This is a genomic window from Streptomyces sp. NBC_00341 (genome assembly GCF_041435055.1).
In the GTDB taxonomy this organism is placed as follows: Bacteria; Actinomycetota; Actinomycetes; order Streptomycetales; family Streptomycetaceae; genus Streptomyces.
The window spans coordinates 1,496,897-1,521,884 of record NZ_CP108002.1; the positions used below are offsets into that span (position 1 = coordinate 1,496,897).

Annotated in this window: 23 protein-coding genes and 2 pseudogenes; 9 read left to right on the top strand and 16 right to left on the bottom strand. The window is 69.2% G+C overall.

The genetic code is table 11. From position 1 onward, the window contains the following. Nucleotides 1–197 precede the first annotated feature (197 nt). Together OG892_RS06625 and OG892_RS06630 are read left to right on the top strand one after the other, a co-directional pair. On the top strand, nucleotides 198–782 hold the full coding sequence (locus OG892_RS06625) for a sigma-70 family RNA polymerase sigma factor (RefSeq protein ID WP_073737408.1): 585 nt from the start codon (nucleotides 198–200) through the stop codon (nucleotides 780–782). Continuing rightward, a complete protein-coding gene (locus OG892_RS06630) occupies nucleotides 779–1,555 on the top strand; it encodes an anti-sigma factor domain-containing protein (protein ID WP_073737407.1) in 777 nt (258 codons plus the stop codon). The genes OG892_RS06625 and OG892_RS06630 overlap by 4 nt, the downstream gene beginning before the upstream one ends. A gap of 259 nt (nucleotides 1,556–1,814) precedes the next feature. On the opposite strand, the gene OG892_RS06635 is transcribed toward OG892_RS06630, so the two are convergent. Genes OG892_RS06635 through OG892_RS06655 form a run of 5 tightly spaced genes read right to left on the bottom strand, consistent with a single transcriptional unit; the run spans nucleotide 1,815 to nucleotide 7,300 of the window. After that, a complete protein-coding gene (locus tag OG892_RS06635) occupies nucleotides 1,815–2,621 on the bottom strand; it encodes a DUF1295 domain-containing protein (RefSeq protein WP_371628674.1) in 807 nt (268 codons plus the stop codon). After that, nucleotides 2,618–3,985, bottom strand: a complete 1,368-nt coding sequence (locus OG892_RS06640; protein ID WP_371628675.1) for a class I SAM-dependent methyltransferase — start codon at nucleotides 3,983–3,985, stop codon at nucleotides 2,618–2,620. The genes OG892_RS06635 and OG892_RS06640 overlap by 4 nt, the downstream gene beginning before the upstream one ends. Then, entirely contained in the window at nucleotides 3,985–5,310 is a 1,326-nt protein-coding gene (locus OG892_RS06645; RefSeq protein WP_371628676.1) for a class I SAM-dependent methyltransferase, read from the bottom strand. The genes OG892_RS06640 and OG892_RS06645 overlap by 1 nt, the downstream gene beginning before the upstream one ends. Next, nucleotides 5,307–6,032, bottom strand: a complete 726-nt coding sequence (locus OG892_RS06650; protein ID WP_073737572.1) for a DUF1365 domain-containing protein — start codon at nucleotides 6,030–6,032, stop codon at nucleotides 5,307–5,309. Before OG892_RS06650 ends, OG892_RS06645 begins: the two co-directional genes overlap by 4 nt. Further along, nucleotides 6,026–7,300: an NAD(P)/FAD-dependent oxidoreductase gene (locus OG892_RS06655; protein ID WP_371628677.1), complete on the bottom strand. Its 1,275-nt coding sequence runs from the start codon at nucleotides 7,298–7,300 to the stop codon at nucleotides 6,026–6,028. The genes OG892_RS06650 and OG892_RS06655 overlap by 7 nt, the downstream gene beginning before the upstream one ends. Nucleotides 7,301–7,471: 171 nt before the next feature. On the opposite strand from OG892_RS06655, the gene OG892_RS06660 reads away from it, so the two are divergent. The 4 genes from OG892_RS06660 (at nucleotide 7,472) to OG892_RS06675 (ending at nucleotide 12,155) form a co-directional block, all read left to right on the top strand. Next, entirely contained in the window at nucleotides 7,472–9,100 is a 1,629-nt protein-coding gene (locus OG892_RS06660) for a molybdopterin-dependent oxidoreductase (protein ID WP_371628678.1), read from the top strand. Nucleotides 9,101–9,220: 120 nt separating this feature from the next. After that, the gene (locus OG892_RS06665; RefSeq protein ID WP_371628679.1) at nucleotides 9,221–9,865 is read left to right on the top strand and encodes a fasciclin domain-containing protein; all 645 of its coding nucleotides are present in this window, start codon (nucleotides 9,221–9,223) and stop codon (nucleotides 9,863–9,865) included. Between the two features lie 179 nt (nucleotides 9,866–10,044). Beyond that, entirely contained in the window at nucleotides 10,045–10,488 is a 444-nt protein-coding gene (locus tag OG892_RS06670; protein WP_328867637.1) for an SPW repeat protein, read from the top strand. Between the two features lie 221 nt (nucleotides 10,489–10,709). Beyond that, nucleotides 10,710–12,155, top strand: a complete 1,446-nt coding sequence (locus tag OG892_RS06675; RefSeq protein WP_371628680.1) for an FG-GAP-like repeat-containing protein — start codon at nucleotides 10,710–10,712, stop codon at nucleotides 12,153–12,155. Between the two features lie 67 nt (nucleotides 12,156–12,222). On the opposite strand, the gene OG892_RS06680 is transcribed toward OG892_RS06675, so the two are convergent. The 11 genes and pseudogenes from OG892_RS06680 to OG892_RS06730 form a co-directional block, all read right to left on the bottom strand. Then, nucleotides 12,223–15,057, bottom strand: a complete 2,835-nt coding sequence (locus OG892_RS06680) for a DEAD/DEAH box helicase (RefSeq protein WP_327340512.1) — start codon at nucleotides 15,055–15,057, stop codon at nucleotides 12,223–12,225. A gap of 44 nt (nucleotides 15,058–15,101) precedes the next feature. Next, nucleotides 15,102–16,010: a diacylglycerol kinase family protein gene (locus OG892_RS06685; protein WP_328867635.1), complete on the bottom strand. Its 909-nt coding sequence runs from the start codon at nucleotides 16,008–16,010 to the stop codon at nucleotides 15,102–15,104. A gap of 18 nt (nucleotides 16,011–16,028) precedes the next feature. Further along, nucleotides 16,029–16,994, bottom strand: a complete 966-nt coding sequence (tatC, locus tag OG892_RS06690) for a twin-arginine translocase subunit TatC (RefSeq protein ID WP_371628681.1) — start codon at nucleotides 16,992–16,994, stop codon at nucleotides 16,029–16,031. A gap of 47 nt (nucleotides 16,995–17,041) precedes the next feature. Further along, nucleotides 17,042–17,335 (bottom strand): Sec-independent protein translocase subunit TatA, encoded by a 294-nt coding sequence (gene tatA, locus OG892_RS06695; protein WP_073737567.1) that lies wholly within the window; start codon nucleotides 17,333–17,335, stop codon nucleotides 17,042–17,044. 244 nt (nucleotides 17,336–17,579) lie between these two features. Next, entirely contained in the window at nucleotides 17,580–17,777 is a 198-nt protein-coding gene (locus tag OG892_RS06700; RefSeq protein ID WP_073737398.1) for a hypothetical protein, read from the bottom strand. Nucleotides 17,778–17,859: 82 nt separating this feature from the next. Beyond that, nucleotides 17,860–18,138, bottom strand: a complete 279-nt coding sequence (locus tag OG892_RS06705; protein ID WP_073737397.1) for a hypothetical protein — start codon at nucleotides 18,136–18,138, stop codon at nucleotides 17,860–17,862. An 18-nt stretch (nucleotides 18,139–18,156) separates the two neighbouring features. Continuing rightward, nucleotides 18,157–19,113 carry a YafY family protein gene (locus tag OG892_RS06710; RefSeq protein WP_073737396.1) on the bottom strand — a complete coding sequence of 319 codons (957 nt, stop codon included), beginning with the start codon at nucleotides 19,111–19,113 and terminating at the stop codon, nucleotides 18,157–18,159. A 15-nt stretch (nucleotides 19,114–19,128) separates the two neighbouring features. After that, nucleotides 19,129–20,082, bottom strand: a complete 954-nt coding sequence (locus OG892_RS06715) for a helix-turn-helix transcriptional regulator (protein WP_371628682.1) — start codon at nucleotides 20,080–20,082, stop codon at nucleotides 19,129–19,131. Between the two features lie 113 nt (nucleotides 20,083–20,195). Beyond that, nucleotides 20,196–20,567: an FKBP-type peptidyl-prolyl cis-trans isomerase gene (locus OG892_RS06720; RefSeq protein WP_073737394.1), complete on the bottom strand. Its 372-nt coding sequence runs from the start codon at nucleotides 20,565–20,567 to the stop codon at nucleotides 20,196–20,198. Between the two features lie 44 nt (nucleotides 20,568–20,611). Continuing rightward, nucleotides 20,612–21,571 (bottom strand): FKBP-type peptidyl-prolyl cis-trans isomerase, encoded by a 960-nt coding sequence (locus OG892_RS06725; protein WP_371628683.1) that lies wholly within the window; start codon nucleotides 21,569–21,571, stop codon nucleotides 20,612–20,614. Between the two features lie 128 nt (nucleotides 21,572–21,699). Next, a pseudogene (locus tag OG892_RS06730) lies at nucleotides 21,700–22,167 on the bottom strand (proteasome accessory factor PafA2 family protein); the annotation flags it as partial. 150 nt (nucleotides 22,168–22,317) lie between these two features. On the opposite strand from OG892_RS06730, the pseudogene OG892_RS06735 reads away from it, so the two are divergent. From OG892_RS06735 to OG892_RS06745, 3 genes and pseudogenes are all read left to right on the top strand, one after another. Continuing rightward, nucleotides 22,318–22,630, top strand: a pseudogene (locus tag OG892_RS06735) (transposase); the annotation flags it as partial. Nucleotides 22,631–23,228: 598 nt separating this feature from the next. Further along, entirely contained in the window at nucleotides 23,229–23,648 is a 420-nt protein-coding gene (locus tag OG892_RS06740) for a hypothetical protein (RefSeq protein ID WP_371628684.1), read from the top strand. A gap of 175 nt (nucleotides 23,649–23,823) precedes the next feature. Continuing rightward, nucleotides 23,824–24,681: a hypothetical protein gene (locus OG892_RS06745; protein WP_371628685.1), complete on the top strand. Its 858-nt coding sequence runs from the start codon at nucleotides 23,824–23,826 to the stop codon at nucleotides 24,679–24,681. Nucleotides 24,682–24,988 lie beyond the last annotated feature (307 nt).

The window sequence follows — 24,988 nt, forward strand, 5'->3', positions numbered from 1 at the left end:
GCTCGCCACCGAATACTCGTCAACGCACATATCGCGAGTTCTCAGAACCCGTCAACCGCGATGTATCGCGAAATCCACAGGGTGCGGAGGCGGGGCGTGGAAGTATTCGCACACTTTCCCGTCCGCCGACCAATCCGCACCGCCATCGGCTCCGAATCACCAGTGGAGACCGATGACCGTCCCGGGAGGAAGCCCGCGTGAAAGAAGCCGTGCACATCAGCGGACTGGCCTCGGCCGGACCCGACCTCCAGGAACTCCTGGGGATGGTGGCCAGAGGTGATCAGGACGCTTTCGCCCAGGTGTACGAAGCTGTCTGCGGCCCGGTGCTCGGGCTGGTGAGAAGTGTCCTGCGCGATCCCGCCCAGTCGGAGGAGGTCGCACAGGAGGTGCTGGTGGAGGTGTGGCGCACCGCGCCCCGCTTTCAGGCGGCCCGCGGCAGCGCCATGAACTGGGTGCTGACGCTGGCCCATCACCGCGCCGTGGACCGGGTGCGCTCGGTGGAGGCGACGACGGCACGTGAGCACAAGGCGGCGCTGCTCGACCGCACCCCCGCCTTCGACGACGTCACCGAACAGGTCGAGAGCCGGCTGGAGCGGGAGCAGGTCCGCCGCTGTATGCGGACGCTCTCGGAACTGCAACGGGAATCCGTCACACTGGCGTACTACCGCGGACTGACCTATCGCGAGGTGGGCGAGCTGCTGGCGGTACCGCTCGGAACGATCAAGACTCGACTGCGCGACGGGCTGATCCGGCTGCGCGACTGCCTCGGGGTGAGCGCATGAGCAACGCCGGACTTCACACACTGACCGGGGCCTACGCCCTGCACGCGCTCCCGGAGACCGAGCGCCGGGAGTTCGAACGCCACCTGGGCGACTGCGAGGCCTGCTCCGTGGAGGTGCGGGAGCTGTCGGAGACCGCCACCCGGCTCGGCCTCGCCGTATCGGCCACGCCCTCGCGGGATCTGCGCGAGCGGGTGCTGCGGGAGATCACGACCGTACGCCAGGAGCCGCCGTCCAGCGGTCACCGCGCCCGCTCCGGCGGTACGGCGGGGCGGAACAGCGCGGCCAGGGCCGGGCGGTGGTCGAAGTTCGCGCTGGCCGCGTGCCTGGCGGCGGCGGCCGGATTCGGCGGCGTCGCCGTCTGGCAGAACCAGGAGGCGCAGGACGCCCGGTCCGAAGCCCGTGCCGGCGAGCAGCGGAGCGCCCAGGTGGCCGAGGTCATCTCGGCGCCCGACGCCCGTACGGATTCGGCCACGCTGAGCGACGGCGCGAAGGGCACCGTGGTGGTCTCCAAGAGCCAGAACCGGGCCGTGTTCCTGGCCTCGGGGCTGGCGGAGGCTCCCGGCGGCAAGGTCTACCAGCTGTGGTTCGAGGACAGCGGCACGATGCGCTCGGCAGGGCTGATGCAGGCGACCGGCCCCTCCTCGACGACGTACGCGACCCTGCTCGACGGGCCGGTGGACGGCGCGACCGGGATGGGCGTCACCGTCGAGCCGGCGGGCGGCTCCGAACAGCCGACCTCCACACCGCTGGCACTGATGAAGCTGCCGGCCTGAGACGGTGGCCCGGATCCGGCCGGAACAGAGCGTTCCGGCCGGATCCGGGCCGCATGAGCCGGGCCACTACGGGAACATGTCGTGAGCGGGACCGCCGGCCGCCACGCGGCGCGGGTCCCGCCCCCGGACGCGGTGGTCTCCGTACTCGCCCAGGGCAGGGTCGTCCCGGCGGGCCGGGGCCACTTCGCGGTGCTCACCCCGTACCTCCGCCGTTGGGAGGCGATGGAGGTACGGGGCCCACTGCACCGCGCCACGATCCCTAGGGCCTCCGTGGCGGCCGGGGGAAGAATCCGCTCGTCCTGGCGGTGTACTCGGCGAACCCGGGGCGCTCGGCCATATGCCGCTCCAGCAGGGCCTTTCCGCTGCCGCCGATGAGCAGGAAGCTCATCAGCACGGGCGCCACGACGGTGGCCGCGGCCGCCGCCGGTGCCTCGCAGACCATCAGGAACAGGCCCCACCACACGCAGAAGTCACCGAAGTAGTTCGGATGCCGGGTCCAGGACCACAGCCCCCGGTCCATGATCCGCCCGCGGTTGGCCGGATCCGCCTTGAACCGGGCCAGCTGGTGGTCCCCCACCGCCTCGAAGCCGAGCCCGACCGCCCAGAGCGCGGTCCCCGCCCACACCAGGACCCCGGCCGGCCCCCGCACGTACCCGGCCGCCTGCACCGGCAGCGAGATGAGCCAGACCAGCGCCCCCTGAAGCAGGTACACCTTCCGCAGGGCGTACAGCGCGGGGCTGCCCGGTGCTCTGGCAAGCATCGCCTCGTAGCGCGGGTCCTCCCCGTGCCCCCTCCCCCGGCGGGCGATGTGCCAGGCCAGCCGCAGCCCCCAGACCGCCGTCGCCACCGTGACCAGCAGCCGCCGGGTACCGTCCCCGCCGCCGCCCGCCGACATGGCGTACGAGACCAGCGCGACGGCGGTGAAGCCCAGGCCCCACGCGATGTCCACGACGCGGTGCACGCCCTTGCGCAGCGCGACGGCGAAGGTGGCGAGCATGACGGCGAGGGCGGCGCCCGCGGCGGGCGCGAGGCCCTGTGCGAACGCCGCCCATCCGAAGCCGTTCATCCGGTGGCCCCGGCCGTCATGCCGTCGCGGGCGGGCGGTACCGCCGCCGGATCGGCGTACCAGCCCCGCCGGGTGGCGGGCATCCCGGCGGTGCCGGTCTCCTCCGGCCGTACGGAGAGGATCTGGTCGACGCCCATCCGCCGTTCCTCGAAGACGAGGGCGCCACCGGCCAGGTAGAGCCGCCACACCCGTACGGTCTCCTCGCCGACCAGGTCGACGAACTCCTGCTGCTTCAGCTCCAGGGTCTCCCGCCACGCGTCGATGGTCCGTACGTAGTGCTCACGCAGCCCCTCGACGTCACGTACTTCGAGTCCGGCGCCCTCCAGCAGCGCGACTGTCTCACCGAGCGGGCGCATGTGCATGTCGGGTGCGATGTACGACTCGATGAACGCGCCGCCGCCCGGGGCGTCGCGGCCCCGGGACATCTGCTGGACCAGCACCCGGCCGTGCGGGCGGACCATGGCGTGCAGCGTCGCGGTGAAGGCGGGGTACTCGGCGTCACCGACGTGTTCGCCCATCTCGATGGTGGACACCGCGTCGTATCCGCCCTCGTGGCCCGGGGTTCGGCCGATGTCCCGGTAGTCGCAGCAGCGGACCTCCACCAGGTGCTCCAGGCCCCGTGCCGCCACCTGCGCGCGGACGTGGGCGGCCTGCTCCCGGGCGAGGGTGACGGCGGTGACGCGGACGCCGTGCCGCTGGGCGGCGTACAGGGTCAGCGATCCCCAGCCGCAGCCGATGTCGAGCAGCCGCGCCCCGGGGCGCAGGTCCAGCTTCCGGCAGATGAGTTCGAGCTTGTCGTGCTGGGCGTCGACGGCCGCGTAGCCGGGTGCGTCACTGGTCCAGTAACCGCAGGAGTAGGCCATCGTCTCGTCGAGGAGCAGGGCGTAGAAGTCGTTGGAGAGGTCGTAGTGGTGGCTGATCGCCGCCCGGTCTCGGGACTTGCTGTGCAGGGCGCCGTGGAGTCCCGCGCGGGCGGCGGGGACCGGCGGCCGGGGGCCCACCGCGCCCAGGCGCAGTGCGGTGCCGGCGGCCCGGAGCCGGTCCCCGACACCGGGCCGCGGCGCGCGCAGTCCGCGCTCGCGTACCGCGTGGCGGATCGCCCGCAGGGCCTCGGCCAGGTCGCCCTCGACCTCGACGTCACCGGTGATGTACGCCTCGGCGAGGCCCAGTTCGCCCGGTGCCCAGAGCAGCCGGCGCAGCGCCCGCCGGGACCGGACGTGGACCAGGGGGCCGTCGGCGGCGCCGGTCTCGCTGCCGTCCCACATCCGCACCCTGACCGGGAGGGGTCCGCCGAGCAGCTGTTCGACGAGGGGTTCGAGGCGCTGGGCGGCGCCGGTCGTCTGCTGGTTGCCGGTAAGAGTCATCACGCCGTTTCCTGACGGGTCAGCAGCAGTTGCCGCACATGGAGGTAGCCGGAGCGGAATCCCGCCTCGGAGTAGGCCAGATAGAAGGTCCACATGCGGCGGAAGACCGCGTCGAAGCCGAGTGCGTCGACTTCCGCCGTCCGTTCGGTGAACCGTTCGCGCCACAGCCGCAGCGTCTCGGCGTAGTGGGTGCCGAAGTCGTCGCACCGGTCGATGCGCAGGCCGGTGTGTTCGGCCGTGACCTCCGCCATGGCCTCGACGGACGGCAGGAGTCCGCCGGGGAAGATGTACTTGTGGATCCAGGTGAAGGTGGTCCGGGAGGCGCGCATCCGGTCGTCCGGCATGGTGATGGCCTGGAGGGCGATGCGGCCGCCGGGGGCCAGCCGCTCCTCCAGCGTCCGGAAGTAGACCGGCCAGTACTCCGCGCCGACCGCCTCGATCATCTCGACGCTGACCACCGCGTCGTAACTCCCCTCGACGCTGCGGTAGTCGCAGAGCCTGACCTCGGCCCGGTCCGCGTACCCGGCCTCGCTGATCCTGCGGCGGGCCAGGTCCCGCTGTTCGGCGGAGAGGGTGACGGAGAGGACGCGAGCCCCTCGGGCGGCGGCCCTGATCGCCAGTTCTCCCCAGCCGGTGCCGATTTCGAGGAGTTCGGTGCCGGGTCCGACCCCGGCCAGGTCGAGCAGCCGGTCGATCTTGCGGTGCTGTGCGGCGGGCAGCGCCTCGGCGTCCGCGGGGAAGCTGCGGAAGACGGCGGACGAGTAGCTGAGGGTCTCGTCGAGGAAGAGCGCGAAGAGTTCGTTGGACAGGTCGTAGTGGTGGCTGATGTTGTCCCGGGCGCCTTCCGGGGTGCCGAGCTGTTCGGCGGGCCGGCGTCCTGCCCAGAGTCCGCGCAGCTTCTGGAGGGGCTGCGGGATCAGGGTGGCGACGTGCCCGGCGAGGACCGTGAGGACGCCCACCGGGTCGGGCGAGTCCCATTCGCCCGCCATGTACGACTCCCCGAAGCCGATCAGGCCGTTCACGCCGATCCTGCGGAAGAAGGCGTCGGGGTCGCGGATGTCCATCAGGGGGCCGCCGAGGCCGATGTCCTCCTGTCCGGCGAGCCGGGCGCGCAGCGGGAGCCGGGCCAGTGCGTGGCGTACGAGCCGGCGCGCGACGGCGGTCCGCAGCCGGGACGCGTGCGGCGGCCGGGCGATGTCCGGCCAGCGCTCGGGGTCGGCGTCCGGGACGTGCGCCGGGGACGGGGCGGGGAATACCGATGACGGGGCGGCCGCCGGGGGCGAGGTGGCCGGGGACGACGGGGAGTGGGACGTGGACACGCTCACTGCATTCCTTCCTGAACGGTGTGGCGGGGACGGGGCCGCACGGGCAGTCCGCGCAGCAGGAGGCGGATTCCGTGCAGCCGGATGGCGATCGAGACGACCGCCGTGGACCAGGGGTGGCGCAGCGCCAGGCGGAGCAGTACGCGCGGGGTCACCGGGCGTCGCACTCCGCGCACGGTGGCGGTGAAGGGCCGCATGCCGGACCGTTCCAGATGCACCGCCAGTTCGAGCCGGGGTCCGGGCTCCGGGAGCCGCATCCGGTAGGCGCCGTCGACGCCGAAGAACGGCGAGACGTAGAACTCCTTCTCGGTGGAGGCCCGTCCGGCGGTGTCGGGGCGCAGCAAGTAGCAGTGCCGTTCGCCGTAGGTGTTGTGCACCTCCGCGACCGTGCAGAGCGGGGTGCCGTCGGCGCGGCGGCACCAGTAGACGGTCAGCGGGTTGAAGACGTGGCCGAACACCCGGGCCTGGGTGAGCATCCGCACCGTTCCGTCGGCGAGGTCGACGCCGTTCGCGGCCAGGAAGCGGCTCAGACCGGCCCGGATGGTGGGGGCCGTGCCGCCGAAGTGGTCGCGCGGGTCGAAGCGGGCCAGGACGCGCAGGGCCGCGGGCAGCGGCGGCGGTCCGTCCGGGTCGATCAGCCACAGGTAGGTGCGGTGCCGGAAGGCGTACGTGACGGGCGCGGACCGTACGTGGGCGATGGTGCACGGGTAGAGGGCGTTCACCAGTCCACCCCCAGGCTCCTGGCCGCGTCCGCCCCCGAGCGGCAGCCGTCCTCGTGGAATCCCCAGCCGTGGTACGCCCCCGCGTAGGCGGTGCGCGGTCCTGACAGGGCGGGCAGCCTGCCCTGCGCCGCGACCGACTCCGGGGTGTAGACGGGGTGTTCGTACACCATGCGGGCGCGGACCAGTCCGGGGGCGACGCGGTCCGCGCCGTTCAGCGTGACGACGAAGGTCTCCGGGGCGTCGAGCCGCTGGAGCCGGTTCATGTCGTAGCTGACGGTGACATGGTCGGGGCTCGCGGTGCAGGACGGCATCAGGTAGTTCCAGGAGGCGCGGGCCCCTGGGGCACTCGGCAGCAGCCGGGTGTCGGTGTGCAGGAGGGTGGGGTTGCGGGAGTAGCGGAACGCGCCGAGGGTGTCGCGCTCCTCGTCCGTGGGGTCTGCGAGCAGGCGCAGCGCCTGGTCGGGGTGGGTGGCGACGACGACGGAGTCGAACTGCTCCGTGGTGTCGTCGGCGGTGGTGATCTCCACGCCGTCGGGGTGCCGGCGCACCGAACGGACCGGGGTCGAGGTGCGGACGGCTCCGAGCTCCTTGGTGACCCGTTCCACGTAGGCGCCCGATCCGCCGGTGACGGTCCGCCACACCGGGGAGCCGCTGACCGAGAGCAGCCCGTGGTGGTCGAGGAAGCGGAAGAGGTAGCGGGCCGGGTAACGCATCGCCGTCACCGGGTCGCAGGACCAGACCGCGGAGACGAGCGGGGTCAGGAAGTGGGCCGTGAAGTAAGGCGAGAAGCGGCCCCGGGCGGCGAACTCGCCCAGCGTCATGGTGTCCGCGCCGGGTCCGCCGTCCGCCAGCAGGCGCCGGGCGGACCGGTGGAAGCGGGGCACCGCCGCCAGCATCCGCAGGTAGGCCGGATTGCGGACCGCCCCCGGCCGGGCGATGAGGCCCGCCGCGCCGCGGGCGCCCGCGTACTGAAGTGCGCAGCCCTCGCACCGCACGGACATGCTCATCTCCGACTCCTGCGTGGCGACGCCGAGTTCCGCGAAGAGCCGCAGGAGGTGCGGGTAGGTGCGCCGGTTGTGCACGATGAACCCGGAGTCCACCCGGTGGACGCGGCCGTCCGACGCGGGCAGTTCGTGGGTGTGCGCGTGGCCGCCCACCCGGCTGTCCGCCTCGAACAGCGTCACGTCGTGGGCCGTCCGCAGGATGTGGGCGGCCGTCAGTCCGGCCACCCCGCTGCCCACCACGGCTGTCCGTCGCCGCATCCCTGTCATACCGCTCCCTTCGAGCACCGGCGCCATCACCCGTCCTTCTGTTTCCGGGGCAGCGGCGGATGCCTCTCGCGTGTGATTCGTTGCAGGTCGCACCGTGGATTGGCGGTGATCCGCTCTCATCCATTCGGGTGAGGGACCAATCCGCCGGGCGACCGGCTCCGAATCCCCGGTGTGAGCGAAGATCAGAACGATGCGCAGGACGGGGCCCATGGGTCCCGGCGATCCCGCTGGGCGCGAGCCGCTCTCGCCGCGCTCAGCGGTCTGATCGCCGGGTTCAGCGCCCTGGCCGTCGCCGAGTTGGCAGCGGCGGCGGTCCGTCCGGAGGCGGGTCCGGTCACGGCGGTGGGCGGTGCGGTCATCGACCGCACTCCCCCGGCGCTGAAGGACTTCGCCGTCCGGCACTTCGGCACCAACGACAAGCTGGTCCTGGAACTGGGGATCCTGGTTCTGCTGGCCGGATTCGCCGTGGTGGTCGGAGTGCTGGCGCTGCGGCACCGGCTCATCGGCTCGGCCGCGGTCCTGGTCTTCGGTGTGGTCGGGGCAGTCGCGGCGGTGGGCCGGCCGGAGGGGCAGCCGGCCGACGCGCTGCCCTCTGTGGTGGGTGCCGTACTGGCCGCAGGAGTGCTGTATCTCCTGGTCGGACGGCTCGCCCTGGTTCCCGGTCCCTCCCCCGCGGCTGGCGGGAGGGGCGGGGGGCCGGCGCCTCGCACCTTCGACCGGCGGGGCTTCGTCATCGCGGCGAGCGCCGCGGCGGCGGCCTCCGCGGGCGCCGGGGTGCTGGGCCGTCGGCTCACCTCCGCCGTCCAGGCCGGGGCGACCGCCTCACGTCACGACCTGGTGCTGCCCGTACCCGCCTCCGCGGCGCCGGCGGTACCGGCCGGCGCCGATCTGCGGATCCGGGGGCTGGGCTCGTTCATCACGCCGAACAAGGACTTCTACCGGGTGGACACGGCCCTGGTCGTCCCGCGCATCGACGCGAACGACTGGAAGCTGAGGATCCACGGCAAGGGCGTGAAGCGCCCGGTGGAGCTCACCTTCAAGGACCTGCTGCGCCGCGAGATCATCGAGCGCGACATCACCATGACGTGTGTGTCCAACGAGGTCGGCGGACCGTATGTCGGCAACGCCCGCTGGATCGGGGTGCGGCTGGCCGATCTGCTGCGCGAGGCGGGGGTGAAGCCGCCGTCCCGCGGCGGACCCGCCGACCAGATCATCACGCGCTCGGTGGACGGCATGACCATCGGCACCCCGGTCGAGACGGTGATGGACGGCCGCGACGCGATCCTCGCCCTCGGCATGAACGGTGAGCCGCTGCCCTTCGAGCACGGCTTCCCGGTCCGGATGGTCGTTCCCGGCCTGTACGGATATGTGTCGGCGTGCAAGTGGATGAAGGACATCGAGCTCACCACCTTCGCCGACTACGACGCCTACTGGGTCAAGCGGACCTGGTCCCAGCAGGCCCCCATCAAGACCGAGTCCCGGATCGACACCCCCCGCCCGTTCGCCTCACCGAAGCCCGGCACGATCCCGGTCGCCGGGGTCGCCTGGGCCCAGCACCGCGGGATCTCGCGGGTCGAGGTCCGGGTGGACGGCGGACCGTGGCACACCGCGCGGCTGGCCGCGGAGGACAGCCGGGACACCTGGCGCCAGTGGGTGTGGGAGTGGCCGGCCACCTCCGGCAACCACACCCTCGAGGTCCGCGCGACGGACCGTACCGGCGTCACCCAGACCGACAAGCGGGTCGGCACGGTGCCCAACGGGGCGACCGGCTGGCACTCGGTGGTGGTCGACGTGTCCTGACCGGACACCCCCCCGCCACATCGCCCGGCTTCCGTGCGGAGCACGGCCACGGGCTCGCACACTCCCCCTTGCTCACTTCACGTAATCACCCCGTTACCCTTACCGACCCAGGAGAACATCATGAACACCCTCCACATCCGCCGCGCCGCCCTCGCCGTGTCCGCGGCAGTGGTGCTCCCGCTCGCCCTCACCGCCTGTTCCAGCGACTCCAAGGACAGCGCCTCCGGCTCCACCGCCAGCTCCGCGAAGGCATCGGCCTCCGCCTCCGCCGGCGACTCGATGAACATGGACAAGCCCTTCGGACCGGGCTGCGCGTCCGTGCCGAAGAGCGGCTCGGGCTCCTTCGACGGCATGGCGAAGGACCCGGTCGCCACGGCCGCCTCGAACAACCCGGCGCTCTCCACCCTCGTCACCGCCGTGAAGAAGGCCGGGCTGGTCGACACCCTGAACAACGCCCAGAACATCACGGTGTTCGCCCCGACCAATGACGCCTTCGCCAAGATCCCGAAGGCCGACCTGGACAAGCTGCTGGCCGACAAGGCCGAGCTGACCAAGGTGCTCACGTACCACGTGGTGGGCGAGAAGCTGGCGCCGAAGCAGCTGGACAAGGGCTCCTTCGAGACCCTGGAGAAGGGCAAGCTGATGACGTCGGGTTCGAACATGGAGTACACCGTGAACGACTCCTCGAAGGTCGTCTGCGGCAATGTCCCGACCGCCAACGCGACGGTCTACATCGTCGACTCCGTCCTGATGCCCCCGAAGTAGCCTCACTGCTGAACGACGCGCGCCCCCGGTGGATGCCGGGGGCGCGCGTCGTCGCGATTCCCGACGAAATTCAGCTGCCTGGAAACTACACATAAGGCACAAATAAGAGCAGAATGGCATAGCAGGCCGCTCATCGCACAAGGCGCTACTGGCCTGCGGGAGCGAAGGAGACGAACCTCATGTCAAACGTCTCGCACGCCGGCCATGACCTGGCCGGACACCCCGACGCCTCCGAAATGCGCGATCGTTACGCCCGGGTGATGGGTGGTCGCGATGTGGCGCTCGTGGACGGACCGGTGTTCCTGGTCGGCCTGTACTGCGCCATCTCGCCCTGGGTGCTGCACTTCACGACAAGCCAGACAACCCTGGTGAACCACAACCTGATCATGGGTATCGCGATCGCCGTGCTGGGTCTCGGGTTCACCGTGATGCCGCAGAGGATGTATGGCCTGAGCTGGGCCATCTGCGCCATGGGCGCCTGGATGATCGTCTCGCCCTGGGTGGTGGGCAGCAGCCCGGACATGGGCGTCGTACTCAACAACGTCATCATCGGCGGGTTGACGGTCCTGCTCGGGCTGGTCTGCGCGGGGGCGTCGCTGAGGAGCAGCCGGGACCGGTCGTAGAACGCGCCCCTGGGCTCTGACGGCCTGCACCGCGGATCGTCCACGGTGCGGGCGTCGGCGTGCCCGGAGCAGGACGCGCGGGCACCCCCCTCTCCCGCCGGTCTTCGCGACGACCGCAACTATTCATGCCCCTCACGGGTCTTGTGGGTTGACGGCAGCTACCTGTGGCCCCTCGGGCAGCCGGTAGCGGCATTCGGGAAGTACTGGACGGGAGTGGGCACATGGCGCGGCATCTGATGGCGTGTACGGCTCTGGCGACAGCTGTGGCGGCGGGGGCTCTGGTGGCACCAGCCGCCTTCGCCGCACCGGTTCACGGGGCGGCGGCGTCGTCGAAGACCCCGCGGAAGGCGGCCGCACCCGCACCGGGCGACGTGGACGGCGACGGCTTCGGCGACCTCGCCGCGGGCTCTCCGGAGGGCACCATCAAGGGTTACGCGAAGGCGGGTTACGTCTCCCTCGTCTACGGCACGGACCAGGGCGTACGGGTCACCCGGCACAAGGGCATCACCCAGGACACGGCCGGAATCCCCGGCGAACCAGAGGCAGGTGACCGGTTCGGTTCCTCGGTGGCCATGGGCGACGTGGACGGCGACGGGTACACCGACCTGGTGATCGGATCCGGCGGCGAGGCCATCGGGACGGTGGCGGGCGCGGGCGCCGTCACCGTCGTCTTCGGCGCCAAGGGCGGACTGGGCAGCGACGCCATCGCGTTCCACAACCCGAAGCCCTCCTCGCGTGAGGCCTTCGGCGACAACCTGACGGTCGGGGACTTCGACCACGACGGCCGGGACGACATCGCGGTCGCCACCGACACGAAGGTGAACGTCGTACGCGGCGCGAGCAACCTGCGGGACGTCGCCAAGCCGGCGATGACCGCGTACGCCCCGCCGGGCGGCGGCGCCGGAATGGGGCCGATCTCCTCGGGCGACATCAACGGCGACGGCTACACGGACCTGGTCACACAGGCCAACTTCGACGACGGGGCCGACGAGGGGACCTTGGGTGTGCTGCCGGGCTCGGCGCAGGGCCTCAAGACGCAGCCGATCGGCCGGGTCGGGCTGCCCTTCAACGGCTACAGCGTCGTGACCGGTGACATCACGGGCGACGGCCGGGACGACGTGGTCGTGGACACCAACTATTCCGACGGCCCCGACGAGTTCCTGCTGCGCATGTTCCCGGGCACCGCCGCCGGGCTGGGCGCGGGGGTGCCCTACGGCGGCGCGGTGGAACCGGGCAGCGTGGGCGTCCTCGCGGACACCGATGGCGACGGGCATGCCGACCTGGTGACCACCGTGATCGATGAGCCGGACTCCGACGGCATCCAGAACGCGGGCGCCCTGACCGTCGTACCGGGGGCGACGACCGGGCTGGACGCGGCCCGCGCCCGGAAGCTGACCCTGGACTCGCCGGGGGTGATGGGCGTGATGGAGGGCAACGACCAGTTCGGCTGGTCCGTGACGGCCGGGGACTTCGACGCGGACGGGCGCGCGGACCTGGCGGTCGGCGCGCCGGGGAAGTACCTGGCGACGGGCGCGATAAGCGTCATCCCCGGTTCGAAGACGGGACCGACCGGGACGGGCTCGATCCTCTTCACCCCGGAGTCGCTGGGCCACCCGACCGCGAAGGCCCGATTCGGCTCAGCCGTCAGCGCGCGGACCGCGCGCTGAGGACCACCGGCTGACGACGATACGTATGGGTGCGGGGAGGGCATCGCCCTCCCCGCACCCATACGGCTCACCCCACGGAGCTGTAGGCCACCACTCCCCGCAGCACCTCGTCGACGGCCTTCCGTGCGTTGCGTCCCACCGAACTGCCCTCGCGCGGCGCCGCGGCGGCCACCTGCCCCAGCACATCGATCACCTGCTTGCACCAGCGCACGAAGTCGCCCGCGGGCATCTCCGCCTCGCGCAGCACCTCGTCCAGCGTCCGGCCGGACGCCCACATGTACACCGCCCAGGCGAAGCCGAGATCGGGTTCGCGCTGTCCGACCCCCTCCGCCTGGTTGATCTTGAAGTCCTCCTCCAGGGCATCGAGCCGCCCCCAGATCCGGACCATCTCGCCCATCGCCGTCTTCGCCGGACCGGACGGCAGCTTGGGCGCCACCGCGTCGTCGGACTGCCGGGCCTCGTACACCAGCGCCGAGACGCACGCGGCGAGTTCGGCGGGGTTGAGCCCCTCCCACACACCTGCGCGCAGACACTCGCTCGCCAGCAGGTCCAGCTCGCCGTAGAGGCGGGCGAGCCGCTTGCCGTGCTCGGTGACCTCGCTGCCGCGCAGGTAGTCGAGCTCGGTGAGCAGCGCGACGATCCGGTCGAAGGTGCGGGCGATCGTGTTGGTGCGCCCCTCGATGCGGCGCTCCAGCTGCTGGGTGTCCCGCTGCAGCCGGTGGTAGCGCTCGGCCCACCGCGCGTGGTCCTCGCGCTCGTCGCAGCCGTGGCAGGGGTGCGCGCGCAGCTCGGCCCGGTAGCGGGCGATCTCGCGGTCGTCGGCGGCGCCGGAGCGCTCCTTGCGGTGCCGCTCCGGCACGATGTGCCCGGCCTTGGTGCGCAGCGCGGAGGCCAGATCGCGGCGCGACTGCGGTGAGCGCGCGTTGAACGACTTGGGGACGCGCATCCGCTCCAGCGCCTCCACCGGCACCGGGAAGTCGATCGAGGCCAGCCGCTTGACCTGCCGTTCGGCCGTCAGCACCAGGGGGCGCGGCCCGTCGTGGTACTCCATGCCCCGGTGTCCGTGCCCGTTGGTCCGCCCTGCGGGCAGTCCGGGGTCCAGGACGAGTGCCAGTCCGGCGAACTTCCCGGTCGGCACATGGATGACATCGCCGGGCTTGAGCTTCTCCAGGGAGGCCGCCGCCGCGGCCCGCCGCTGCGACGCGCCGTGCTTGGCGAGCTCGGTCTCCCGGTCCTTGAGGTCGCGGCGGAGCCGCGCGTACTCCTCGAAGTCACCGAGGTGGCAGGTCATTCCCTCCTTGTAGCCCTCCAGGCCCTCCTCGTTCTTCTGGACCTGGCGGGAGATCCCGACCACCGAGCGGTCCGCCTGGAACTGTGCGAACGAGGTCTCCAGCAGTTCGCGCGAGCGGTGCCTGCCGAACTGCTGCACCAGATTGACGGCCATGTTGTACGACGGCCGGAAGCTGGAGCGCAGCGGATACGTGCGCGTACCCGCGAGTCCGGCGAGCGCTCCGGGGTCCATGCCGCGCTGCCAGAGCACCACCGCATGACCCTCGACGTCGATCCCGCGCCGCCCGGCCCGGCCGGTCAGCTGGGTGTACTCGCCGGGGGTGATGTCGGCGTGCTGCTCGCCGTTCCACTTGACGAGCTTCTCCAGGACCACGGAGCGTGCGGGCATGTTGATGCCGAGGGCCAGCGTCTCGGTCGCGAAGACCGCCTTGACGAGCCCGCGCACGAAGAGCTCCTCGACGACCTCCTTGAAGGTCGGCAGCATCCCCGCATGGTGCGCGGCGATGCCCCGCTCCAGGCCTTCGAGCCATTCGTAGTAACCGAGGACGTGGAGGTCCTCGGTGGGGATGGACGCCGTGCGTGCCTCGACGATCTCCCGTACGAGCCGGCGCTTGTCCTCGTTGTTGAGCCGGAGCCCGGCCTGCAGGCACTGCTGCACGGAGGCCTCGCAGCCGGCCCTGCTGAAGATGAACGTGATGGCGGGAAGCAGCCCCTCGGCGTCCAGCCGGTCGATGACCTCGGGCCTCGACGGGGTCCAGATCCGGCTGCGCTGGCGCCGCTCGCGCTCGCGGTCCGCCTCGCGCACCATCTTTCCGCGCCGGCGCTCGCGCGGGTTGTATCCGCGCTGGTTCTCCATCCGGGCGAGCCGGACGAGGTCGGGGTTGACCTCACGGCGGCCGACGCCACGGCCGCCGTGGTCGCTCTCCTCCTCGAAGAGGTCGTACATCCGGCGTCCGGCCAGCACGTGCTGCCAGAGCGGTACGGGACGGTGCTCGGAGACGATCACGGCGGTGTCGCCGCGGACGGTGTCCAGCCAGTCACCGAACTCCTCGGCGTTGGACACGGTCGCCGACAGTGACACCAGCGTCACGGATTCGGGGAGGTGGATGATCACTTCCTCCCACACCGCGCCCCGGAAGCGGTCGGAGAGGTAGTGCACCTCGTCCATCACCACATAGCCGAGCCCGTTCAGCGCCTGGGAGCCCGCGTACAGCATGTTCCGCAGGACCTCGGTGGTCATGACGACCACCGGGGCGTCGGCGTTGACGCTGTTGTCGCCGGTGAGCAGGCCCACCTTGTCCGCGCCGTAGCGCTTGACGAGGTCGGCGAACTTCTGGTTGGAGAGGGCCTTGATCGGTGTGGTGTAGAAGCACTTACGGCCCTGCTCCAGGGCGAGGTGCACGGCGAACTCGCCGACGATCGTCTTGCCCGAGCCGGTCGGCGCCGCGACGAGGACGCCCTTGCCGGCCTCCAGCGCCGTACAGGCCTCGATCTGATAGGGGTCCAGATCGAATTCGTACATCTCGCGGAACGGCCCGAGCGCGGTCGCCTGCTCGGCGGCTCGGATCCGGGAAGCCTGGTAGCGCTCAGCTGGTGAGAGGTCCTCTGTCATCTTGTCCACGAGCCTACCCGCCGGGTCCGACAGTGACGCGATCTTTAATTCACCGTGGCAGAACCCGCCCCGAGCACTCCGACGGCGCCCCTTACGCAGGTCGCGGTCAGCGGTAGCGCCCCGAGCGGTTCGCCGTCCGCGTACGCGGTGACGCCGACCGCTTCGAGCGCGATCGAGGAGACCCGGTGCACGGTGACGACCGGGTGGCCGAGATGGGTGCCCTTGTAGACCTTGGGGAACACCTTGAGCAGGGTGGTGCGGCTGCACTCGCCCACCACGGTCACGTCGAACAGCCCGTCGTCCATGACGGCGTCCGCGCAGATCCGCATGCCGCCGCCGTACGTCGATCCGTTGCCGACGGCTATGAGGGTCGCCGCGACCTCCTGGACCGGGCCGCCGTCGAGGCTCATCCGGTAGGCGATGGGCCGGAACGCGGCGAGCTCGGCGAGGATCGCCAGGTCGTACTTGAACCGGCCGCCGACCCAGCGCATCCGGTTCCCCCGGTCGTTGACCCGGGAGTCGAAGCCGGAGGCGAGCACGGACCCGAACCACCGGTCCCCGGCCCGGCCGAGGTCGATCTCGCGGACGAGGCTTCCCTTGAGCGCCTGTGCGGCCAGCCGGCCGGCCGCGGCCGGATCCCGTATCGGCAGGCCGAGCGCGCGGGCGAAGTCGTTGCCGGTGCCGACGGCCACGACGCCGAGCGGCGTCCGGGTGCCGGCCACGGCCTGCAGGGCGAGCGACATCATCCCGTCCCCGCCGACGGCCACGAGCGCGCCGGTCCCCCCGGCCACGGCGTCCCGGGCCCGCCGCAGCGCGTCTTCGGCGTCCTCACCGAGGACCGTACGGACGGAGAACCCGGCGTCCCGCAACGCGGAAGCGGCCGGCTGCGCGGCGTGCGCGCCCCGGCCGCGTCCCGCGGTGGGATTGACGAAGAGAGTGATCTCGCTGGTCACCCGGGGGACCCTACAAGGTCAGGTGATGTCGTCGTAACCGTTCGACCGGGGCGATCGTCCGCCGTCCCGTTCCCCGTCGGCCTGTTCGGGCAAGGAGGGCCGCGACGCCGAGACATTCTCCATGTCACCGATGTCCTCGGGGGTGAGGTCCAGATCCGACGCCTCGTCGTCGTCCAGCTCGGCGTCGGGGTTGTTCCGCCGCCTGCGCCGGTCGTTGACCAGGCAGATACCGAGTGCCAGGAAGTAGAGCAGCACGATCGGAGCCGCCAGCGTGATCATCGTCAGCGGGTCACCCGTGGGCGTGGCGACCGCGGCGAAGATCGTGATGCCCATGACCATGCCGCGCCACCAGCCCGCGAGCCGCTTGGCCGTGAGCACCCCAGTGAAGTTCAGCAGGACGAGCAGGAGCGGGAGCTCGAAGGCGAGACCGAAGACGACCACCATGCGCGTGACGATGTTGAGGTAGTCGTCGACGGGCAGCAGGTTCGTCGTGTTGTCCGGGGTGAATTCGAGCAGGACCGCGGCCGTCTGCGGCATCAGCTTGTAGGCGAGCGCGGCGCCCACCAGGAACAGCGGCACACCCGCGCCGACGAAGCTCAGCGCGTACTTCTTCTCGTTCTTGTGCAGACCCGGTGCGAGGAACGCCCAGAGCTGGTAGAGCCAGACGGGAGTGGAGAGCACCACGCCCGCCATGAGGGAGACCTTGAGCGCGATGGAGAACGGAGCGACCAGACCGTTCACCGTCATCTCGGCGCACGGGTGACCGTTCTCCTGGACCTTCCTGCCGTCGGTGCAGCCGACCGACTTCAGGATGGGGCGGATCAGGAAGTCGATCAGGTCCTTGTAGAAAAAGGCCGTGACCGAGGTGATGACGATGACCGCCAGGACCGCGATCAGCAGTCGGTTACGCAACTCACGCAGGTGATCAGCGAGAGGCATCCGCCCCTCGCCGTCCTTCTCCTGCTTGCGGGCAGACTTGAGCAACCCACTTCCCTCGTCTCGTGCGGCAGCTGCGGGGAATTCGGCAGCTGTCAGCTCTGGGTGGTGGGCTTCGCTTCACTCACGGGGCGGGAGCTCGTCACATCGCCGGGGGAGGCCTGAATGGTGCGCGCGGCGGCGGGCTGCTGGGCCGCCTGGTCCGCGGCGGCCGCGTCCGTCGGGGTCGCCGGCTCGTCGTCCTTCTTCATGGCCTTGGCCTCGCTCTTGAGGATGCGGGCCGACTTGCCGAGCGAACGGGCCATGTCGGGAAGCTTCTTGGCACCGAACAACAGGAGAACGACAGCAATGATCAGAACGATCTCTAGAGGCTTCAGATTGCCCATGATGTGCTTCCTTCTCGCTGAGACGGCTGGAGGTGGGCTCGCTGCCCTTGGGTCGGACTGCCCTTGGACCGGACACTCGTCCGACCTATTCGCTGGGAGCGATCGTAACCCGCAGGAGTAAACGCGAGGCAATGCCCGTGCATACTTTGGATAGCGGCCAGCACCTCCCTGCCCAGGCCGCCACCAGCAGCGTACCCCCCGCAACTGAGAAACAGGAGGCCGCGCCCGTCCGGATCGAACAGGCCGCCTACCTCAGGGTTTCACCCGTGGCCGCGAGATCGGTGGCCGCGTGCTCCAGATCCTCCGCGGCCCGGTTGATCCGCTCCGTGGTACGCGTCACCTGGTGACCGAGGCGCTGGGCCTCGATGAACACCCGGATGGCCAGCACGCCCAGGACGGCGATGCCGAGGAATCCCAGGGCGATGGCGAGCATGGGCCAGAACATCCGCAGAGCCTCGATGTTTCTCGTGTCCGGGTCCAAAGGACCGATGTGATCTGTCTGAGGGGAGCCCGCCGCCGCCCGGCTTCTACCGGCCGGTGTGCAGGCGCAGTGTCCGTACGCCGCCGTCGGTGAGCAGCTCCACTATCCGCTCCCCCGCCGTCCTGCGGACGGCGGAGTCGCACTCGGGGCAGGTGAAGGAGTAGAACGTCGTCCGGCTGGTGGCACCGATCGCGAGCCGGATGGCGCCCGCCGTCAGCTCGAACCGTGCGCGGCAGTCCGGGCAGGCGGCCCTGAACCGTACGGACTCGGGAACGACGACGGTCGCAACGGATGAAACATCCGACACCACGGACAGGTTGCTCATATCTCCTCCGCCGGCCCCTCAGGCCGGGCCGTCGTAGGCGGTGAGTGCCGCCCGCGCCGCCCGCCGCGCGCTCTGCGCCAGCTCCGGCGGTGAGACGATGCGCCCCTCCCGGCCGAGCCGGAGCGCCAGGCGGCGCAGCGAGGCCGGATCAGGCGTCCGCAGGGTGATCCGCATGCCGCCGTCGGGCAGCTCGTGGGCGCTGTCGTGCGGGTAGTACTCCGCGACCCAGCGCCCGCCGGGGCCCACCTCCACCACGACCTCCGGATCCTCTGCGGCGGGCTGGACCAGCCCCTCCGACAGGTCCCGCAGTTCCAGCTCGGGCGGTGCGGCAGGCTCGTCGAGCAGCCGGATCTCGGCGACCCGGTCGAGGCGGAAGGTGCGCCGGTCCTCGGAGGAGCGGCACCAGGCCTCCATATAGGTGTGCCCGACGGCGAACAGCCGGATCGGGTCCACCTCGCGCTCGGTGAGCTCGTCGCGGGCGGGCGAGTAGTAGCGCAGCCAGAGCCGGCGCCGCTCGGAGATCGCCCGGTCCACATCCGCGAAGACGCCACCCTCGGACTCGAAGGTGACCGAGAGCCGGGAGCTGGCCGCCCCCACCTCACCGGCCGCGGCCTCCAGCTTGGCGGTGGCGCGCAGCAGCGCCTGCCGGTCGCTCTCCCGCAGTCCGGGCAGCGTCGCGACGGCGCGGGCGGCGACCAGCAGGGCCGTCGCCTCGTCGGCGGCGAGCCGCAGCGGCTCCGCGACGTCGTCCGGGTTGTGCCACCAGATCCGGTCGCCGTCGGTGTCGATGTCCAGCAGATCGCCGCCGCGGAAGCTCGTCCCGCACATGGGCAGGACGTCGAGGTCCGAGATGAGCTCGTCCTCGGTGATCCCGAAGGCCCGTGCGACGTCCTGGACGTGGGCGCCGGGGCGCTCCCGCAGATACGTCACCAGCGAGAGCATCCGGCGGGTCTGGTCGATGGCGTTCGTGGCCATGAGTACGGGTCCCCCTCAGTCCTTGGCCACGGCGCGCAGCCGGTCCACCACATCGGCCCGCAGATCCGCGGGTTGCCGCACGACCACGTCCGGACCGAACTCGACGAGCCAGGCGTCCAGACCGTGTCCGTACGGGATCTCCAACTCCTCCCACCCGTCTCCGAGTTCCCGGACCGATATGGCCCGTGCCCGAAGCGGGTAGCCGGAGCCGGTCCGCAGCCTGATCAGCGCGGTACGGGTCGCCGTCTCCCCCGCCCAGCTCTCGACGGTCTCGCGGACGGTGACGACGTCGGGCACCTCGGCGGTGAACGCGCCGGCCCGGGAGCGCACCTTGCCGGCGATCCGGGAGAGCCGGAACACCCGCTCGGCGCCCCTGCCGCGGTCCCAGCCGGCCAGATACCAGTGCCCGCGCCAGCACTCCAGCGTCCAGGGCTCGACCTGGCGCTGCTCGGGGCGGGCGGCGTTGGCCTTGCGGTAGTCGAAGGTCACGGGGCGGCGGTCCCGGCAGGCCAGCATCAGGGGTTCGAACGCGGCCTCGTGCACCGGGATACGGGGTTCGAGGGCGCTGTGCACCTCGTACGCGTCCTCGGCCTCCGGCATGCCCGCGGCGCGCAGCTTCTGCAGGGCGCCGCTGGCCGCACCGGCCAGCCGGGCCTGCTGCCAGACCTTGGCGGCCAGCCCCAGTGCGGCGGCCTCCTCGGCGTCCAGCGTGATCGGGGGCAGCCGGTTGCTGTCGCGACGGGCGAGGTAGCCGGTGTCGCCGTCCAGGTTCTCCACGGTCTCGATGACCAGACCGAGCTCGCGCAGATCGTCCTTGTCGCGCTCGAACATCCGGTTGAAGGCGTCGTCGGAGCCCGCTTCCAGGTAGGCCTCGATGGAACCGCGCAGTTCGCGCTTGCTGAGCGGGCGCCGGGTCCCCAGCAGACACAGTGCCAGGTTCATCAGCCGCTCGGCCTTGGCAATCGCCATCGACGCCCTTTCTGTTTTGCTCTACGACCCTCGACCGTACCGCTCCGGGGGCTCCGGAAGAAAGCGAGGGCCCGCGCCTTGCGGCACGGGCCCTCGCGACACACGGGTGCGGATCAGACGGCGACCAGGTCGCAGACGAAGATCAGCGTCTCGCCCGGGGCGATCTTGCCGCCGGCGCCGCGGTCACCGTACGCGAGGTGCGCGGGGATGGTCAGCTGGCGACGGCCGCCGACCTTCATGCCCTGCACGCCCTGGTCCCAGCCCTTGATGACCTGACCGCCGCCGAGCCGGAACTGGAGCGGAGAGCCGTGGTTCCAGGAGGCGTCGAACTCCTCACCGGTGGAGAAGGACACGCCCACGTAGTGGACGGAGACGGTCTGGCCGGCCTCGGCCACCGGGCCGTCGCCTTCCCAGATGTCCTTGATCTCCAGGTCGGCCGGCGGCTCGCCACCCGGGAAGTCGACCTCGGGCTTCTCGATGCTCACTGACTTTGCTCCTCTAAATGATGAACTGGGCAACCGGGACAGTCTTACATCTTCGCCAGGATGTCCACGGCGAAGACCAGCGTCGAGTTCGCCGGGATGGACTGCTGCGCCTTGCTGCCGAAGGCCTGGTCCGGCGGGACGACGAGCAGCACGCGGCTGCCGATCTTCTTCCCGATCAGGCCGTTCTTGAGCCCCTTGAGGGTCACCTGGGCCAGCGGGAAGGTCTGCGTCTTGCCCGTCGCGTAGGTGCTGTCGAACGTCTTTCCGTCCTTCCACAGCAGCCCCACGTAGTTCACGACGACGCTGTCGGTCCCCTTGACGACCTCGCCCTTGGACTCCAGGACGTAGTTGGAGACCAGCTTCTTGGGCGGGGTGGACTTGCTGGGGATCTTGACGCTCGGCGCCTTGCCGTCCGTGTCGGTGCCCACCTTCGGCAGGTCGACGTTGTCCTGGGCGACCTCGCTGCCCTTCGGGGACTTCGGTACCGGCTTTCCACTCACCACGTCGACGACGAAGACGAGTGTGGCGTTGGGCTTGATGTCCTGGCCCTGGCCGTTCGCGCCGTAACCGAGATCCGGCGGGATGACCAACTCGACCCTGCTGCCGACCTTCTGGCCGACGAGGCCCTTGTCCCAGCCCTGGATGACCATGCCGGCGCCGAGCGTCAGGTCGAACGGCTGCTTGCGGTCGTAACTGTTGTCGAACGGCTTGGTGGAGTCCCAGGCCTGCCCGAGGTAGTTGACCTGGATCGCGTCACCGTTCTTGAGCTTCGCGCCGTCGCCCTCACTGACAACGTTGGTCTTGAGCTCCTTGGGCGGTGTTCCCGAGCCCTTGGCCAGGGTGGGCTTCTCGCCGAACTTCGCGCCCGCGGTGATGGCGGGGAATCCGCTCTTGGAGGGGGCGGACGCGGAGGCGGAAGCGGAGTCGGAGCCCTTGTCGTCGCTACCGCAGGCGGCTGACAGCAGCAGCAGGGGGACGACTAGAAGGCCGGCAAGTCGGCGCACTGGTTCCTCAGATCTCAGACGACACATGTGTAGGGGGGTCCCGGACACTCTAGGGCGTGCGCAGGGCACCGTACGAGGAACGTACGGTGCCCGAGTCGCACGAGGGCCGAGGCGCGTCCTGCGTCGGCTCACATACCCGCGGTCAGCTTCTCCTCTCGGTCGTCCACGGAATGGAACGGGTCCTTGCACAGGACCGTGCGCTGCGCCTGGTCGCTGAGCTTGAGCCGGACCCAGTCGACAGTGAAGTCCCATCGCTGCCCTTGGGCGCGGTGGATGAGATGGCCACGCAGCCGCGCCCTGGTCGTCCTCGGGGGCACCGACTTGCCCTCGAAGATCTTCAGGTCGTGGCAGATGCGGGCGATCTGTCCCTTAGGCTCCAGGAGGTAGTGGAGCCCGCGCCGCCGGTGGATGTCGCGGTAGGGGAGGTCTATCTGAGCGCCCCTCGGATTCGACATGGTCATGTTTCGCTTCGCCCGGTACCGCTCGATGAGCTGGTACTTCATGCCCCAGTCGATCTCGATGGAGACCGGCCCGTCGAGCGCCCGCGAACCCGCATCGCCAGCGCGCAGAGCCCCTAACCAGCATCTTCGCACCCTGCGGCTGACCCTACCGCTCGTGAAATCGTTAGCCTCGCGCTTTCACGAGGGCTGTCCAAGAGTTCATCAGGAACTCGAAAAGTTCCCTTGACCTGCAACGATAGGACTTGCTGAGGGTTCTGGTGGCTGGAAGAAAAGAGCACTTTCCAGGTGAGAGAGCCTCTCTCGTCGTACCCGCGTGTCCGTGTCCAGGGAGACGGTCGGCAGGTGGTCTCGCAGGCCGGTGCGGTCCTGCTACTACAGACAGTCCGCAAGACGGGCTTGACCAGGCGGTATCCGCAGCCCTGGCGCCTTGGCGGAAGCCGCAGGCCGTCTCCGACTCCGGGAAGATCCTGCTGGACGTGGCGCTGGCGGTCGCGGTGGCTGCCTGGCCGATGTCGGGACGCTGCGGGCCCCGTCGGCCATCGTCACTTCGGCGTCACACCGTCTGGCTCGCAGCCTCACGACGATCGACCTGCTGGCCTGGGCCCGCGTCCTGCTGCTGGACGGCGAACTGGCCGCCGCCTGGGCTTACGAATATCGGCGACCTGGCCCTGGAGACCCGAACCGACCAGCACCTTCCTTCGCCTCGCCGCGTTACCCCGTCCCGCCAGCTGACCGGCGAACCCCGGCCCGCCACGACCCGAAGGACCTTGGAGAACCCGACCCCTGCGCCGGGACTCCGCCATGACCGAGCACCGAGATCCCGTCGACCACCCGCAATGGCCCCTCAGCGACGCCTCATCACCTCAACCGAAACGGCGAGGTAGGGCCCCGAATTAGATCGGGTGGCCAGTCATCCATGCAGATAAACCAACCCAGACACCCCTGAACCTCCCATTCCAAACAGTTCCGCTGTCGAGGGATCCAGATGGGGGGAGACACACCGGTCACTCACCAGACAACGCCAGACTGCAGAACCCAACCGGATTAAACGAACCTGCCTCATGAGATAGTTGCGTATCCTCCTTATACTCTGATTGGATAACTGTCGCGAGCCACGACCCCCGAGACCACAAACACTCCTAGGAGGAGTAGATATGTCCAGATCTACAATCGCACGAAACATTGCCAGAGCAGCCGTGACGACAACTGCCGCCATCGGCGTCACCCTCGCGACTGTCAGCATCGCATCGGCGGCGGACAAGGACGGCACCCTCAACGACGGGGAGTTCGGCCTCTACTACAACTCCAACCAAAAGGGGTGCGTATTTGACCACAACCAGCCCGGCGTCGCGATCGCCGATGGAGACTTGAGCCAGGACTATTATAAATCGTCCAGCATCTACGTCAGCTGCGCAGGCCAGGGGCAGAGCGTCAACAATAACGCCGCCGCGTACTGGAATCGCACTCACGGGACTATTTGGGTCTATACCGGAGTGAGGGGTGGCGGCCTCGAAGGATCACTTCCCGCAGGATACGCAGGAAACGCCTCTCTAAATTACAAGAATGCCATTACTTCGTTCGCAGATTCTACATACCGGGCCATCTGGAAGGGTTAATCTCCCCCGTGTACTCAGGGCCGCCATTCTGTCCGAGTTTTCGGATCAGAATGGCGGTTCCGCTTTCTGCTCTATTACAGGAATCCGCATGCGCTCTTATTGGTATTATTTTACGCGGTCAACTTCTGTCGCGTGTATGTCTGCCCTCCTCATGAGTTGTTCGACCCACGGCCCGGTGAATGACGAAACGGATCATCACCCAGTGACGGCCCCTAAGATTACAACAACAGAGGGTTTGGAGTTCCCCCTTGACGAATACCAAGCGTCAGAACAGGAGCAAGAGAAATTTGACAGGGCCCAGGCGATTCTGACGGATCAATGCATGGAGCGATTTGGATTCGAGTATGCTCCCCCCGAAAAAACTTCCACCTCCACGGATCACGGGCATGCGGGGGTTTTTGGAATTCTCGACATGGAGATCGCCGCTCGACACGGATATGGACGCAAGGTCGAGACGGACCCTCAAGCCGAGGGCGCGTCACCGCGTAGTGAAACTGAGCGTGTCGCCCTGACCGGAGCGAACGATTTGACTCTCGAAGATCTGCCGATGAGCCAAGAGGAAGCCGAAAAGCAAGGTGGCAGCGAGCAAAAAATCAACGGTCGGCGGGTACCTGTCGGGGGCTGCACCAGAGAATCGTTTCTAAAGCTCTACGCTCGCACACCAGACAGTGTTGATCTCCTGTACGTCTTCAGCCTCCAGAGAGATGCCGAGTCTGCAGCCCTGAATGACTCCCGGATCAAGAATGTCAACAAGCTTTGGTCTGCATGCATGAAGAAGCAAGGATTCACCGCAAGTGATCCGATGAAGGCGGCCACGCAACTGGGATTCGATAAGGATCCATCCTCCCCTCGCGCCATAAACGCCGCAAAGAAAGACGTCAAGTGTAAGCAAAAGGTAAATTTGGCGGGTGTCTATTTTGATGTTCAATCCATCTATCAGAATAGAACAATTCACACCAATATCAAGACACTCGATCTCGCTAAACGTCAGCTTAAAGAGAGGATCAAGCTCGCCGAATCGCTCACCCGTTAACGGTTCACGGAAGCTCGACCAAGTCGAGATCGCCACAGAAATTCTCAAGCGGATCGAATCTTGAATCAATTTCTGTCAAACCTGCCGTCAAGCCGCCCCCACACTTCCGCCTCCCCTTACCGGAGCACTTGATCGCATCCTATCCCTCTACACAGCTTGACCACCCGCGAGAAGGAGGCCTTTTCACTCCTATCCAATGCACCCATCTTTGATGATCTCACCGAATCCCTCAACGTCACCAAACGGACAGTAAAATTCCATGTTTACGGCATGCGTGAACGACTCGGAGGGATCGCTTATACGCAAC